Origin of the sequence: Nocardia sp. NPDC049526, assembly GCF_044465765.1 — a bacterium.
Lineage (GTDB): Bacteria > Actinomycetota > Actinomycetes > Mycobacteriales > Mycobacteriaceae > Nocardia.
On sequence record NZ_JBITMA010000010.1, the window covers coordinates 24,891 to 38,134 of the forward strand.

A 13,244-nucleotide genomic window follows, 5' to 3' on the forward strand; every position below is an offset into this window, starting at 1 on the left:
TGCCTCTCTATAAGGCAATCCCGAAAGGCAACAACCAAATGCATTTCACCTCGCAGACATCGTCGAACGGTGTCATCGAACGCGACTTCACCCTGGGCGAGGTACCCGGCGTGCTCTGGTCACCCGAGTCCGGGGCGGATGGTGCACCCCTGATCCTGATGGCACACGGCGGCGGCCAGCACAAGAGGGCACCTGGAATCCTGGGCCGCGCCCACCGCTTCGTGACCGCCTGCGGTTTCCATGTCGCCGCCATCGACGCACCTGGACACGGCGACCGGCCCCGAACGGCGACCGACGAGCAGAACGTAGCCGCCTTACGACAGGCTCAGTCGGCGGGCGAGCCCATCGGCCCGATCGTCGTGAGAATCCACCTCGACCTGGCAGCGCGCGCCGTACCGGAATGGCAGGCAACCATCGACGCCCTCCGGAAACTTCCGGAGATCGGCACCGAAGCGCCGATCGGCTTCTACGGCATCATGCAGGGCACCGGGATCGGCGTGCCATTGACGGCGGTAGAACCCAGGATCGGCGCCGCGGTCTTCGGTTGCCTCGGACACGAATCCCTGACCGAGGCGGCGGCGAAGATCACCGTCCCGATCGAATTCCTGCTCCAGTGGGACGACGAGCTCGTCGACCGCCGATCCGGGCTCGCCCTGTTCGACGCCTTCGCCTCGAAGGAAAAGACGTTGCACGCCAATGCGGGCGGCCACGCCGCGGTACCCAGGTTCGAAGTCGACAGCGCGGCCCGCTTCTTCGCGCGGCATCTCGGCCCCGACGGCTCATCACCGGCCTGACGTAACAGGTATCGGCGACCGGCTTCGTGTCGGTCGCCGATACCCGGTCGCCGATTTCGTCGTACCGGTCCGGATCGGGTGCAGGCTCTGAAAAGGTCGGTCGACCGCGACGGCGTTGTATGGCGTGGTCGGTGACCGCGGTGTGGTGAGGCGAGCGTTCGGCAGGTACAGGCGATTACCGGACGCGGCAATGGTTGTCGGTGTGTCGAAGCGCGGATCGGTCAGGCGCCGCTCGACCGTGCCGGTCGCGCCCGCCGCGTCGAGCGCGATCACGGCGATCGCATTGCGCCGGTTCTGGACGACGAACAGCGTGCTGCCGTACAAGAGCAGCCCGTCACCGTCGGGCACGGTCTCGGTGCCGATGTCGATCCGGCGCGTCGTGCCCGTCGCCGGGTCGACACGGAACAGTCGGCCGGTCACCGATTGCATGATGATCAGCCCCGTGCCGTCAGGGGTGCGCACGATTCCGTTGGCATTGAAAGCTCCTGGCACATAAGCGATGTCGCCGGTCAGCGGGAGGCGCACCACGGCCTCGGGTGGCGGTAACGCACCGTCGTGCCCGACCGGTAGGTGGTACAGCACGGGCGTGCGCGAGTCGGTGAACCACGCGCCCGCGGAGGTGAGCACCGCATCGTTAACGAATGTGTCCGGCGACGTGCCGAGTCGATAGTTCGCCGACACCGCGCCGGTCCGGGTATCCACGACACGCGCATCGCCGGCGCTGCCACCGGCGACGAACAACCGACCGTGGTGGTCGAGCTGGAGCCCGAGCGACGGTGTACCCGGACCGGGGCTCAGTATGGCGCCCTCCCCGGTCATCAGACTGGTGCGGTAGATGGAGCCGTCTGCCTGCGAGCCGAGGTAAGCCACCGGCAGCGTCCCGATCGCAATACCCTCCGGCCGGAATCCGGCGGGCAGGTCGATCGCGGTGGGGAATACAGCATCGGCTGCTGTCCGGTCCGCGGGTACCAGCACCGCGACGCCGAGGCAGGCGAGCGTGGCGGCGATACCGAGAAGTCGCCTCAGTAGCCGACGGTGAAATGTTGGGTTTCGCATGGGGTTTCGAGTTCGTCGAGGACTGCCACGGCGAGGTCTTCAGCCGAGATTCGGGATGCGCCGTCGGCCGCGGTGATGAGGGTGGTGGTGCCGCGTCGGTATTTCCCGGTGCGATGTCCGGGTTCGAGGAGGGCGGGCCGCTGTTTCCGGAATACGGCGACGAGTTCATGGCCTCGGCTTGCGGCTTCGTCGACGACGCGCGAACCGACCATGCCTGTGGCTCCGACAACGGCAATCTTCACCGAGCCGACCTTTCCAGGGTCGGAACCGGAAGTTGTCCCGCGACTATGGCGGCGAGTGAGAGCCCGAACCCCACGAGCTGGATCGGGCCGAGTGTCTGGCCGAGCAGGACGGCACCGAGCACGGCGGCCACCAGCGGCGAGAGCAGGGAGAGAATCGAGACGGAGTTGACAGGCAATGCGGTGATGCCGCGGAACCACAGGACGTAGGCGATCAGACCGCCGATCAGCCCCAGCCAGAGGTAGCCGAGGACGGCGTCCGGATCGATCGCGGGAGGTGGGCCCTCGAAAACGAAGGTGACAGGTACCAGGAACAGACCGCCCGCGGTGAGTTGCCAACCGGCGAAGGCGGTGGGGCTCACCTCGGCGGGCCGTCCCCAGCGTTTGGTGAGCGTCACGCCGAGCGCCATCGTGGCCGCGCAGGCCAGACCCGCGACGATCCCGATGACGTCGAGTGTCGCATTCGGCCCGATCACCACCAGACCGACGCCGACCACCCCCATGGCACCCCAGCCGATCCGCCATGCCGATGGGCTCTCGTGCAGAACTGTCACGGCCAGGATCGCCACGATGAGCGGCTGAGCTGCCGCCAAAGTCGCGGCAACCCCGCCAGGCAGACGTTCGGCCGCGACGAACAGCAGCGGGAAGAACAGCCCGATATTCAGCACACCGAGCACCGTGGCCTTCCCCCACCAGGTCCCGCGCGGCACCGTCCGGGTGACCGCCAACGCGATCAGACCGGCGGGCAGCGCACGCAGGAGTCCCGCGAAGAGTGGATGTCCCTGCGGGAGAAGTTCGGTGGTGACGACGTAGGTGGTGCCCCACGCCAAAGGCGCGAGCCCCGTCAGGGCGGCGCGAGGCAGGTTTCCCTTCGAAGCACCGGAAACCCGCTGTGCTACTGAACTTTTCACACTCGCAGTCTCACCCGGCCACGATCAATGAGTCCAACACATGTTTGTCACCGGATCAATCTCGATTCAAGATTGATCCATGGAGCTCCAGCAGATGCGCTACGTCGTCGCGGTCGCCGAGACGAAAAGCTTCACCAGAGCCGCCGAACGATGTCTGGTAGTCCAGTCCGCCCTCAGCCACCAGATTGCGCGGCTGGAACGCGAACTCGGCGCGCGACTTTTCGAGCGCACCAGCCGCCGGGTGCGGCTGACACCGGCCGGTACGGCGTTTCTCCCCGCCGCCCGCCAGTGTCTCGACGCCGCCGAGCGCGCAGCCGCTGAGGTCGCCGCGGCAATCGGTGAGGTAAGGGGGCGGCTCGCCGTCGGCCTGATCCCGACCGTCGCCGCGGTCGATATCCCGGGTGCGCTGCGCGATTTCCGTCGGCAGTACCCGCAGGTGCGCATCGACCTGCGGGTGGGCGCGAGCGACGACCTCATCGAACAGGTCAGGGACGGCGCCATCGACGTGGCCTTCCTCGGGCTGCCGACCACGGCGCGACCCCAGGGCGTCGCCGTTCACGAACTCGCCCGTGATCGACTCGTCGCCGTGGTAGCCCCGGACCATCCCCTCGCCGCCGAAACATTGGTCGACCTGCACAGACTTTCCTCCGAGGTTTTCGTGGACCTCCCAGCCGGGACGGCCGGGCGAAGCCAATCCGACCAGGCCTTCGCAGCCGCCGGTCTCGACCGTGACGTCGCCTTCGAAGTCACCAGCGCCGACTACATCGCCCGGCTCGTCGGGCCGGGCCTCGCCGTGGCCATGCTCCCCGCCGCCTATGCGCCGCAGCTCACCGGCGTTGTCACCATCGAGGTCACCGACGCTCCGGCCCGGGTCGAGTACGTCATCTGGAGCCGCGCCGGTGGTACACCCGCGGCGAACGCCTTCCTCGCCGTCCTCGGCCTCCCGGCGCACACCGGCGACTGAAACATCAGCCGGATGTTCCACGGCTCACATCCTGGGACATGCCCTTGCATTCGGAACAGTTGTAAATACACAATCGTTGTGTGAATACAACTGTTGAAGAGTTGACGCCGCGGCGCAAGTTGGTGGTATTGGCGACGTGTTGCCTGAGTCTGCTGATCGTGTCGATGGATTCGACGATCGTGAATGTCGCAGTGCCCGCGATTCGAGCGGATCTGGATGCGCCGCTGGCTCGGCTGCAGTGGATCATCGATATCTATACGCTCACGCTCGCGAGTCTGCTGATGCTCGCGGGTGCAACTGCGGATCGGTTCGGGCGGCGGCGGGTGTTCCGGATCGGGTTGACGGTCTTCGCACTCGGCTCGCTGGCGTGCAGCCTCGCGCCGAATATCGAAACCCTCATCGGGGCAAGGTTTTTGCAGGCTATCGGCGGGTCGATGCTGAATCCGGTTGCGATGTCGATCATTACGCAGGTCTTCACCGGGAAGGTGGAACGCGCTCGCGCGGTGGGCATTTGGGGTGCGGTCGTCGGCATTTCGATGGCCTTGGGGCCGATGGTCGGCGGTGTGCTGATCGATGCGCTGGGGTGGCAGTCGGTGTTCTGGATCAATCTGCCGATTTGTGCGCTCGCGCTGGTCTTGACGACTCTATTTGTGCCGGAATCGAAGTCGGCCACGGTGCGCGGACTCGATCCGATCGGGCAGTTGCTTGCGATCGCATTTCTGTTCACAGTGGTATTCGGATTGATCGAGCGGTTGCCGGTGGTCTTCGTGGTGTCGGCGGTGGCCCTCGCGGCCTTCCTGTGGCAGGAATCGCGGCGCTCGGATCCGTTCATCGATCTGCGCTTCTTCCGCAGTGCGCCATTCACGTCGGCGACGGTGACCGCGATCTTCGCCTTCGCGGCGCTCGGCGCCTTCCTGTTCACCTGCTCGCTGTATCTGCAAGAGCTGCGCGGTTATTCGGCGGTGCACACCGGGACGCTATATCTGGCCATGGCGGTCGCGACGCTCATCTTCTCGCCCTTGTCGGGGCGCCTGGTCGGGCGCTACGGGACCAAACCCTCACTGCTGGCGGCGGGGGTCGCGATGACCATCGCCGCCGTGCTGCTCACTCGACTCGATGTGGCGACTCCGGTCTGGCACCTGCTCATCATCTTCGCGATCTTCGGAATCGGATTCGGCATGGTCAATGCACCGATTACGACGGCGGCGGTCAGCGGGATGCCACTGGATCGCGCGGGGGCCGCAGCGGCGGTCGCCTCGACCAGCAGACAGGTCGGCGTGAGCATGGGTGTCGCGCTGTGCGGCGCGCTGACCGGCGCCGGTCTGTGGTGGCTGATTGCGGTTTTCACCGCCGGAATAGCCATACTCGGCATAGTCGCGAACACCCGGTGGGCCGCGCGGTCCCGCGATCGCGTCGCCCCGATATTGGAAGAGAAGGTCCCCGCACATGCCGGATGACGTACCCACCGCCGACGATGTGTGGGGCCAGCTCACCCACCTGGTGATGGATACCCGCGACTCGTGGAAGCGCGCGGTCAGCGAACGAACCGGGTTGCCGTTCAGTCGAATTCGCATTCTGCGTCGCCTGCGTCCCGGCCCGCTCACGCTCAACCAGATCGCGCAGGCGACCGGCATGGACGCGCCCGCGACCACGGTCGCGGTCAATAATCTGGACGAACTCGGCCTCGTCGTGCGCGAGATCGATCCGACCAACCGCCGCCGCAAACAGGTCTCCATCACCACCGCCGGTCGCGCGGTGCTCGCACAGGCCATGGCCACCCCCGACCCCGCCCCGGCCGCCGTCGCCGCCCTCTCCCCCGACGACCTGCGCTCGCTGCATCAGCTCTTACGCAAGCTCGAGCACTGACTGCCGACGCATTTCACCATCTCGGAGCGCGCACTGTGCTTCAATCGTATGTAGAACGTGTTCCAGCTCTGGGAGGTGGCCATGGCCACGCCGTCGATTCCTGCCGGATTCGATTTCACCGACCCGGACCTGTGGGCGAAACGCAGACCCACCGCGGAATTCGCGGAGCTGCGCCGAACCGCGCCGGTCTGGTGGTGCGCCCAGCCCGACCGCTCCAGCGGCTTCGATGACGGCGGCTACTGGGCGGTCACGAAACTCGAACACATCAAAGAGATCTCGAAACATCCGGAGATCTTCTCCTCCACCGCGAACAGCGCGATCATCCGCTATCAGTCCACCATCACCCGCGAACAGATCGATATGCAGCGGCTGATTCTGCTCAATATGGATCCGCCGGCCCACACCAAGAATCGGCGCATCGTGTCCAAGGGCTTCACCCCGCGCGCGGTGGAGGGCCTGCGGGCGGCGCTCACCGAGCGTGCGGCCCAAATTGTGCACGAGGCCAAGAAGTCCGGCAGCGGTGATTTCGTGGAGCAGGTCGCCTGCGAATTGCCGCTGCAGGCCATTGCCGAACTGCTCGGGGTGCCGCAGCAGGATCGCAAGAAGCTGTTCCACTGGTCCAATCAGATGATCGGCGCCGATGACCCGGAATACACCACCGATGCGCCGACCGCACTGCTGGAATTGACCGGCTATGCCTGGACCATGGCCGAGGAGCGGCACGCCTGCCCGGCGGACGATATCGTGACGCAGCTGGTCAATGCCGATATCGACGGTGAGCATCTGGGTTCGGACGAGTTCGCGTTCTTCGTGGTCCTGCTCTCGGTGGCGGGCAATGAGACCACCCGCAATTCGATCACCCACGGCATGAAGGCCTTCGTCGACAACCCGGACCAATGGCAGCTCTATAAGGAGCAGCGGCCGCGTACCGCACCGGATGAGATCGTGCGCTGGGCCACCCCCGTCTCGGTATTCCAGCGCACCGCGATGCGCGATGTGGAGCTCGGCGGGCAGTTGATCCGCAAGGGCCAGCGCGTCGGATTGTTCTACAGCTCGGCCAATTTCGACGAGGACGCCTTCGAGGATCCGTTCAGGTTCGATATCCTGCGCGACCCCAATCCACACGTCGGATTCGGCGGCGCGGGCACGCACTACTGCCTCGGCGCGAACCTGGCCCGGCTGGAGATCGATCTGATGTTCAATGCCATCGCCGACACCATGCCCGAATTGAGTCAGGTCGCCGAACCCGAGCACCTGCGCTCCGGATGGCTCAATGGCATCAAACGGTGGGAAGTACGTTTCGATTGATGCACGCGACCTCGGCAAAGCCGTTGCGAGCGCGCATCATGTAACTATGGAACCTGAACCAGTGCGGGTGCGGGTGATCCTGTTGTTCGGCGATCGGGCGCAGGTGCAGACACCATGGCATCCGGCACATTCGCCCATGTGGATACCGGCTGCCGATATCGCCGAACAGGCCGGGCTGCCGCAGAACGAATTGCCAGGACGGGAGTTCTGGGCCTCCGGTGATGAGCACGGGCTGACCGGTTTTCGGCTGGTCTTCGATCCACGGCTCTGACACGCCTCCGAATCTCGCAGTGCGGCACACACATCCGCGTGCCGCGCGAGCGCCGGAACCCGTGAACTAGTTCGCCACCATGTCGTACTTCAGTAGTTCGAAGCCGGTGGGCACAGTGGCACTCATCGAGATGCGATCCCCGGACCAGGTACCGACCACTGCGGCATTGCCGTCGGCGCAATCCGCGCCTTCGGCGGTGAGCATCGGCAGCGGGTGAATGCGGTGGCGGTCGTCGCCGTGCCGGACCGTCGCCTTGTCCACATAGGTGCGTTTGTCGTGATTGAGGATGTAGCGGCCGATGAAACCGTTCTGCGGTGCGACCAGCGGTGCGACGGAGGCGGCCTTGTCGTAGAGGCTGGTCTGCTCCCCCACCTGCGGTCCGGCCCACACGACCCGCGTCGGCACCGTCAGGAGGCGCTCCACCCCCTGGACGAAATCGTCGCCGATCCAGGCACGTCTCAGGAATCGGATCTTGGGTTCCAGATACCCGATCAGCTTGTGGTCGGCGTCCAGGAAGACGGCTCTGCAGAACTGCCCCACGGGGGTGATTTCCTCTCTGGGATAATGGCTTTCGGATAATCTAGCCTGCGAGCACCGTTGCGGCTCGGCGGGTGGTTACAGTCGAGTTACCGGCATGTTCAGGTCTGGGCTCGATCACCCGCAACGGCTGCTTCGATGCGCGAGTTAGGCTCGGACGATGCGATACGCCATTTCGGTTCCGCAGCTCATTCCCGACGGATCATTCCAACCGGAAAATCTACGGGCCTACCTGGCTCGAGCCGAGGCGCTCGGCTTCGAGAGCGCATGGACGACCGAGCAACTGCTCGGATCCGCGCCCAATCTGAGTCCGATCGAGTTGTTGACCTTCGCGGCCGCATGCAATGAGCGGTTGCGCTTCGGATGCGCGGTGTTCGTGACGCCGCTGCACAATCCGGTGCACCTCGCCAAACGCATCAGCACGCTGGATCAGCTCACCCGCGGCAGGCTCGAGATCGGCATCGGGATCGGCGGACGCAACCGGATGTTCTCCGCCTTCGACGTCGACCCCGCCGACAATCTGGTGACTCGCTTCAACGAGAGCCTGCGCGTCATGAAGGCACTGTGGACCCAGCCGCGAATCGATATCGACGGCCAGTTCTGGCAGCTGACCGGCGCCACCATGGAGCCGAAACCGTTCCAGAAACCTTATCCGCCACTGTGGTTCGGCGGCAGCACACCGGCGGCATTGCGGCGGGCGGTCCGGCACGGCAACGGATTCTTCGGCGCCGGTTCGAGTACGACGGCCAAATTCGCCGAGCAGGTCCGGTACGTGCGCGAGACCCTGGCCGAAAACTCCGGCGCCCCATCGGATTTCCGCATTGCCAAACGTGTCTACATCGCGGTCGACGACGACCCTGCACGGGCCGAACAGCGCATGGCCACCGCCCTGACCGACTTCTACGGCGAATTCGGCAAAACCCTGCTGCCCGTCGCCGTACACGGCACGACCAAGGACTGCATCCAGGGCCTACGCGAGGTGGCCGACGCCGGGGCCGAAATGATCCTGATCAACCCGCTGTTCGACGAGGCCGCTCAAATGGAGCGCATAGCCGCGGAGGTCCTGCCGCACGTCGACTGAGCGGTGCGGTAACGCCGGAGCACCCCCTGGCAATGAATAGAGCAAGGGGGCCGGTCACGCGACGCGGGTTCCGGGGAGGAGAGTCATGTCCACACCGATGACGCGGATGGCGGTGGCAGTACTGATCGCTTCAACGGCGTAGACATCCGCGACAACGACTCGCACGACGCCTTCGCCTATGCGTCCATGCGTCCATGCGACTCGGATAGACGCCGGCGAATTCTGAGCTGGCGTCAGCGCGGGTCGGGCGCTTCGGCGGGCTCGTAGCCGAGGCGGACGTCGTGGGTTACTTCGCCGCCGGAGACTGTTACTCGGGTGGTGACGGGTGGGTAGCCACGGGCTATGACGGTGTAGTGGCCCTCGGGGAGGTCGGTTACCAGGTAGCGGCCGTTGGCGTCGGTGCGGGCGGTGGCGGTGAGGTCGCCGGATGCGTCCAGGACGGTGATCTGGATGTCCGGGACGGCTCGGTCACCGTCGGCCCAGGCGGATCCGGCCAGCACGGCCATCGATGCCATATCGATGTCGTGATGTAGGAGACCGCTGTCGGGGACGGTGAGGGTGGTGGCGCTGGGGCGCATATGTTCGGCGACGGCCACCAGGGTGTAGGTGCCCGAGACGACGCCATGGCAGACATACGCGCCGTCGCCCGCGGTGATGGCCGCGCCGACGACCTCGCCGTGGATATCGGTCAGTGTGACGGTGGCACCCGGCAGCGGAGTACCGCGACCGGCCGATCGGACCACACCGGACAATTCGCCGGAGCCGGTGAGGGTCAGGTCGAGCAACTGTGGGCGCTGTCCGATGGCCACGCTGACCGCCTCCGGCCGATGTCCGGTCGCCGATGCGATCAAGACGTAGTTGCCCGCGGCCGGCGCCTCGATCCGGTAGCCGCCGTCGGCATCCCCGGTCGCGCGCGAAACCTGATGTCCCCGTTGGTCGATCAGGGTCAGCACGGTGCCGGGCACCGGTCTGCCGTCCTCGCGTCCGATCCGGCCGCCGATCGATGCGCCTTCGTATTCGAGGCTCGAATGCGACTGCGGTACAACGGCGGCCACATATACCCCATTGCCGTCGTGATCCACCGTAACTCGGCTGACCGCACCCGCCAGCACCGGTTCGGGTTCGGAGAGCACCTCGGCGGCACCCTCCCAAACCTGCGCCTCGTCCCAACTGGATTCGGCCTCCAGGGTCACCGACTCCACAGCGGGGGCCGGGTTATCCTGCAGCGGAATCTCTTTCATGAACATCAGCACCAGACAGGCCAGCAGCGCCACCCCCGCCGCGGCATAGAAGACGCCATGCATCGCATCGGTGAACCCGATCAGAATGGGCACCCTCAGCTCATCCGGCAGCGCCGCGATCCCGCTGGTATTGCTCTGCATGGTGCTCAACTGCGCGGCATCGAACCCGGCGGGCAGCGCACCACCGAATGCGTCGATGATCCGGTGCGGCAACAGATTGAACAGGATGGTCAGGAATACCGCGACACCGAGGGTGCCGCCCATCTGCCGGAAGAAGGTCGCCGCCGCGGTCGACACACCCATATCCGAACGTGGACCGGCATTCTGCGCCGCGATGATCAGGGTCTGCATGCAGCAACCGAGCCCGAAGCCGATGACGCCGCCGTAGACCAGCGGCTGCCATAGCGGACTGTCGTAATGCACTTGGCCGTAGAGCGCAGCGCCGACCGCGATGATGAACGTCCCGATCACCGGCAGAATCTTGTAGCGCCCGGTCAATTTGGTGGTCAATCCGGCCAGCTGCGAGCCGAACATGATCCCCAGCACCAGCGGCAGCATCAGCAGACCCGATCTGGTCGGCGAATATCCGCGCACCACTTGGAAGTACTGCGGCACCATGACGATCGCGCCGAACATCGCGATACCGACAATGAAGCCGCCCGCGATGGTCACACTGAAGGTCGAATTCTTGAACAGCCGCAGCGGAATCAGCGCCGCGTCCTTCATCAGGGATTCGACGAGCACGAACAACAGCAGCCCGCCCGCACCGATCCCATAGCAGATGAGCGCGCGCTGCGAGCTCCACCCCCAATCCCGGCCCTGTTCGGCGACGATCAGCAGCGGCACCACACAGGTCGTCAACGCGACCGCGCCGAACCAGTCGATGCGGTGATCCTGGCGCTGATGCGGCGCATTGAGCACTTTGGCGACCACACCCAGCGCGAGCACGCCGATCGGCACATTGACCAGGAACACCCAGCGCCAACCCTCGAGACCCCAGAGCTGGTCGTAGTTCGAGAAGAAACCGCCGAGCACCGGCCCGAGCACCGTCGCGGTACCGAAGACCATCATGAAATAGCCCTGGTAGCGCACCCGCTCCCGAGCGGGCACGATATCGCCGATGATGGTGAACGCCAACGACATCAACCCACCCGCGCCCAGGCCCTGGAAGGCGCGGAATCCGGCGAGTTCGTACATCGAGGTGGCGAAGGTGCAGGCCACCGAACCGATGACGAACAGTCCGATCGCGGTGAGGTAGAACGGCTTTCGGCCGTAGATATCGGCCAGTTTGCCGTACAGCGGGGTGGTGATCGTCGCGGTGATCAGATATGCCGTGGTCGCCCAGGCCTGTTCATCGAATCCGTCCAGGCTGTTGGCGATCCGCACGATCGCGACGCTCACGATGTTCTGATCCAGCGCGGCGAGGAACATGCCGAGCAGCAGTCCCGACAGGATGGTCAGGATCTGCCGGTGCGACAGTGACGTACCCTCACCGGCATCCAGGTCCGGCGACTTTGCCGGGGCCTGGGTGGTCGAATTCGTCATAATTTGAGCCCTAGTTCTGATCGGCTATCCGTGGTGGAAGTGTCTCGAAACCTGAGTCGAGCCGGTCGAGCAGTTGGCACACTGCGCCACAAGCGATCTGCCCCCACACGCCGATCACCCGTAACTAGTTGCGCTCGCTAATATACATACGGCCGCTCAGGGCGAAACGGCCTGGTCGGATCATCCCGACATCCATACCCTCAGCGGCCGTGTTGCATGCTGGGGGCAAGGTTTTCAATAGGCGTTGAACTGGTTGCGCCAGCGCGGATTCAGTTCGTCGGCAAGGGGTTCGGGGGCCGAGATCTTGTTCGGGTTGCCGTCGGAGGTGTAGCGCTGGTCCGGATGCTGGTCGAGGCGGTCGAGCCAGTACGCGGAAGCAAAGTCGACCTCGCTCTTCCCCGACCGGATGCGCGGCACGCCAGCGGGATCGACCTGGCCGAATGGAGAGGGTGCGGGTTCGGCGCCGACCAGCAGCACGGCCTCGAAGGTATAAGAGGTGCCGTCCCAGCTTCCCGCTGTGGCGAGTAAACGATCGGTCGGGAAGATACCGAGCGGTAAGGCCATCGTGCGCACGCGATTGCCGGGGGCCGCGGCTGTGATCGCGCGCAGGTTCTCGACCAGCTCGCGCTGCACTCCGGTGCCGTCCAGGCGACCGAGGTTGGCGTGGCTCGCGGTGTGCGCGCCGATTTCGTACCCGTGCGCGGCCAGCCAGGGCAGTGCGCGCACGTCACCGGCGAACGGCTCGTTGTTGACGTAGAACGTCGCGGTGGGCCGGAAATCCGGATTGCGCGCGCCGAACTCCTCGAGAATCCCGATCGCGGTATCGGGGGCCACCTTTGCGTCCTCGGTGAACCGGAGTTGGGTGATGGTGGAGTCGTCGAAGGTGAGCACCACCGGGTGGGTGCCCGCGGGGATGTCGATCTGGCCGGAGATGTAATCGGCGACGGTCACCGGTCGATAGTTCTCGCGGTACAACCGCTCGAGTTCGGCGTGGAACTTCTCCGGAGTCTGGTCGTATTCGCCGACCGGAGTCGGTGTCACCTGGTGGTACATCAGGATGGGGACGAGTCCGAGTTCGTTGGCTCCCACCGCAATCGGATCGGGCGTCGATGTGGCCACCGGAACCTTTTCGATGGCCGCCGGGACCGGTGCCTGCGCTGCACCACATGCGGTGGCGGTTGCGAATATCAAGGCCGACAGGACAACCCGAGTTCCGATCGCCGAGCACCACGCCACCGTTCGAACGGTACGCGGTCGCACGGAATCTCGGTTGCGAATCGGCATAACCACGCCCGATGAAGCGGTCCAAGGTAGATAGTTAGGCAATAGGCACGGATGAAAGTTGGTGTGCGCGTTGGACAAATTGGTCCCGATTACCGGGCGATGGCGGCTCGCGGCAATAGCGGTTATCGGAGTTTTATCAATCCTCAT

The 13,244-nt window shown here is 65.2% G+C and carries 13 protein-coding genes; 7 read left to right on the forward strand and 6 right to left on the reverse strand.

The features are described from left to right. Positions 1-38 precede the first annotated feature (38 nt). Positions 39-794 (forward strand): alpha/beta hydrolase, encoded by a 756-nt coding sequence (locus ACIBW7_RS29070; RefSeq protein ID WP_397052375.1) that lies wholly within the window; start codon positions 39-41, stop codon positions 792-794. Here ACIBW7_RS29070 and ACIBW7_RS29075 read toward each other — a convergent pair. From ACIBW7_RS29075 to ACIBW7_RS29085, 3 genes are read right to left on the reverse strand one after another with little or no spacing between them, the layout of a single operon-like run. Then, positions 783-1,850, reverse strand: coding sequence for an SMP-30/gluconolactonase/LRE family protein (locus ACIBW7_RS29075; RefSeq protein ID WP_397051745.1), 1,068 nt, complete (start codon positions 1,848-1,850; stop codon positions 783-785). The two genes, ACIBW7_RS29070 and ACIBW7_RS29075, sit on opposite strands and share 12 nt — an antisense overlap. After that, positions 1,817-2,092, reverse strand: a complete 276-nt coding sequence (locus ACIBW7_RS29080) for an NAD-dependent epimerase/dehydratase family protein (RefSeq protein ID WP_397051747.1) — start codon at positions 2,090-2,092, stop codon at positions 1,817-1,819. The genes ACIBW7_RS29075 and ACIBW7_RS29080 overlap by 34 nt, the downstream gene beginning before the upstream one ends. After that, complete coding sequence (locus ACIBW7_RS29085; protein ID WP_397051749.1) at positions 2,089-3,000, reverse strand: EamA family transporter; 912 nt, start codon at positions 2,998-3,000, stop codon at positions 2,089-2,091. Before ACIBW7_RS29085 ends, ACIBW7_RS29080 begins: the two co-directional genes overlap by 4 nt. Positions 3,001-3,079: 79 nt before the next feature. Between ACIBW7_RS29085 and ACIBW7_RS29090 the strand changes: the two genes are divergently transcribed. The 5 genes from ACIBW7_RS29090 (at position 3,080) to ACIBW7_RS29110 (ending at position 7,409) form a co-directional block, all read left to right on the forward strand. Next, on the forward strand, positions 3,080-3,964 hold the full coding sequence (locus tag ACIBW7_RS29090; protein ID WP_397051751.1) for a LysR family transcriptional regulator: 885 nt from the start codon (positions 3,080-3,082) through the stop codon (positions 3,962-3,964). Between the two features lie 80 nt (positions 3,965-4,044). Next, on the forward strand, positions 4,045-5,421 hold the full coding sequence (locus tag ACIBW7_RS29095) for an MFS transporter (protein WP_397051753.1): 1,377 nt from the start codon (positions 4,045-4,047) through the stop codon (positions 5,419-5,421). Beyond that, positions 5,411-5,830, forward strand: a complete 420-nt coding sequence (locus tag ACIBW7_RS29100; protein ID WP_397051755.1) for a MarR family winged helix-turn-helix transcriptional regulator — start codon at positions 5,411-5,413, stop codon at positions 5,828-5,830. Before ACIBW7_RS29095 ends, ACIBW7_RS29100 begins: the two co-directional genes overlap by 11 nt. A gap of 81 nt (positions 5,831-5,911) precedes the next feature. Further along, entirely contained in the window at positions 5,912-7,138 is a 1,227-nt protein-coding gene (locus ACIBW7_RS29105) for a cytochrome P450 (protein ID WP_397052377.1), read from the forward strand. A gap of 46 nt (positions 7,139-7,184) precedes the next feature. After that, complete coding sequence (locus ACIBW7_RS29110; protein WP_387287899.1) at positions 7,185-7,409, forward strand: hypothetical protein; 225 nt, start codon at positions 7,185-7,187, stop codon at positions 7,407-7,409. 66 nt (positions 7,410-7,475) lie between these two features. Here ACIBW7_RS29110 and ACIBW7_RS29115 read toward each other — a convergent pair whose 3' ends face one another. Next, the gene (locus tag ACIBW7_RS29115; protein ID WP_397051758.1) at positions 7,476-7,949 is read right to left on the reverse strand and encodes a hypothetical protein; all 474 of its coding nucleotides are present in this window, start codon (positions 7,947-7,949) and stop codon (positions 7,476-7,478) included. 157 nt (positions 7,950-8,106) lie between these two features. On the opposite strand from ACIBW7_RS29115, the gene ACIBW7_RS29120 reads away from it, so the two are divergent. After that, positions 8,107-9,027, forward strand: a complete 921-nt coding sequence (locus tag ACIBW7_RS29120; RefSeq protein ID WP_397051760.1) for an LLM class flavin-dependent oxidoreductase — start codon at positions 8,107-8,109, stop codon at positions 9,025-9,027. 233 nt (positions 9,028-9,260) lie between these two features. Here ACIBW7_RS29120 and ACIBW7_RS29125 read toward each other — a convergent pair whose 3' ends face one another. Together ACIBW7_RS29125 and ACIBW7_RS29130 are read right to left on the reverse strand one after the other, a co-directional pair. After that, positions 9,261-11,813: an MFS transporter gene (locus tag ACIBW7_RS29125; RefSeq protein WP_397051762.1), complete on the reverse strand. Its 2,553-nt coding sequence runs from the start codon at positions 11,811-11,813 to the stop codon at positions 9,261-9,263. 234 nt (positions 11,814-12,047) lie between these two features. After that, positions 12,048-12,932: a polysaccharide deacetylase family protein gene (locus tag ACIBW7_RS29130; protein ID WP_397051764.1), complete on the reverse strand. Its 885-nt coding sequence runs from the start codon at positions 12,930-12,932 to the stop codon at positions 12,048-12,050. Positions 12,933-13,244 lie beyond the last annotated feature (312 nt).

What these genes read in the sequence shown, in the direction of transcription:
- ACIBW7_RS29070 (WP_397052375.1), top strand. Translation starts at nt 39, where the DNA reads ATGCATTTCACCTCGCAGACATCGTCGAACGGTGTCATCGAACGCGAC.
- ACIBW7_RS29075 (WP_397051745.1), bottom strand. Translation starts at nt 1,850, where the DNA reads ATGCGAAACCCAACATTTCACCGTCGGCTACTGAGGCGACTTCTCGGT.
- ACIBW7_RS29090 (WP_397051751.1), top strand. Translation starts at nt 3,080, where the DNA reads ATGGAGCTCCAGCAGATGCGCTACGTCGTCGCGGTCGCCGAGACGAAA.
- ACIBW7_RS29100 (WP_397051755.1), top strand. Translation starts at nt 5,411, where the DNA reads ATGCCGGATGACGTACCCACCGCCGACGATGTGTGGGGCCAGCTCACC.
- ACIBW7_RS29105 (WP_397052377.1), top strand. Translation starts at nt 5,912, where the DNA reads ATGGCCACGCCGTCGATTCCTGCCGGATTCGATTTCACCGACCCGGAC.
- ACIBW7_RS29110 (WP_387287899.1), top strand. Translation starts at nt 7,185, where the DNA reads ATGGAACCTGAACCAGTGCGGGTGCGGGTGATCCTGTTGTTCGGCGAT.
- ACIBW7_RS29120 (WP_397051760.1), top strand. Translation starts at nt 8,107, where the DNA reads ATGCGATACGCCATTTCGGTTCCGCAGCTCATTCCCGACGGATCATTC.
- ACIBW7_RS29125 (WP_397051762.1), bottom strand. Translation starts at nt 11,813, where the DNA reads ATGACGAATTCGACCACCCAGGCCCCGGCAAAGTCGCCGGACCTGGAT.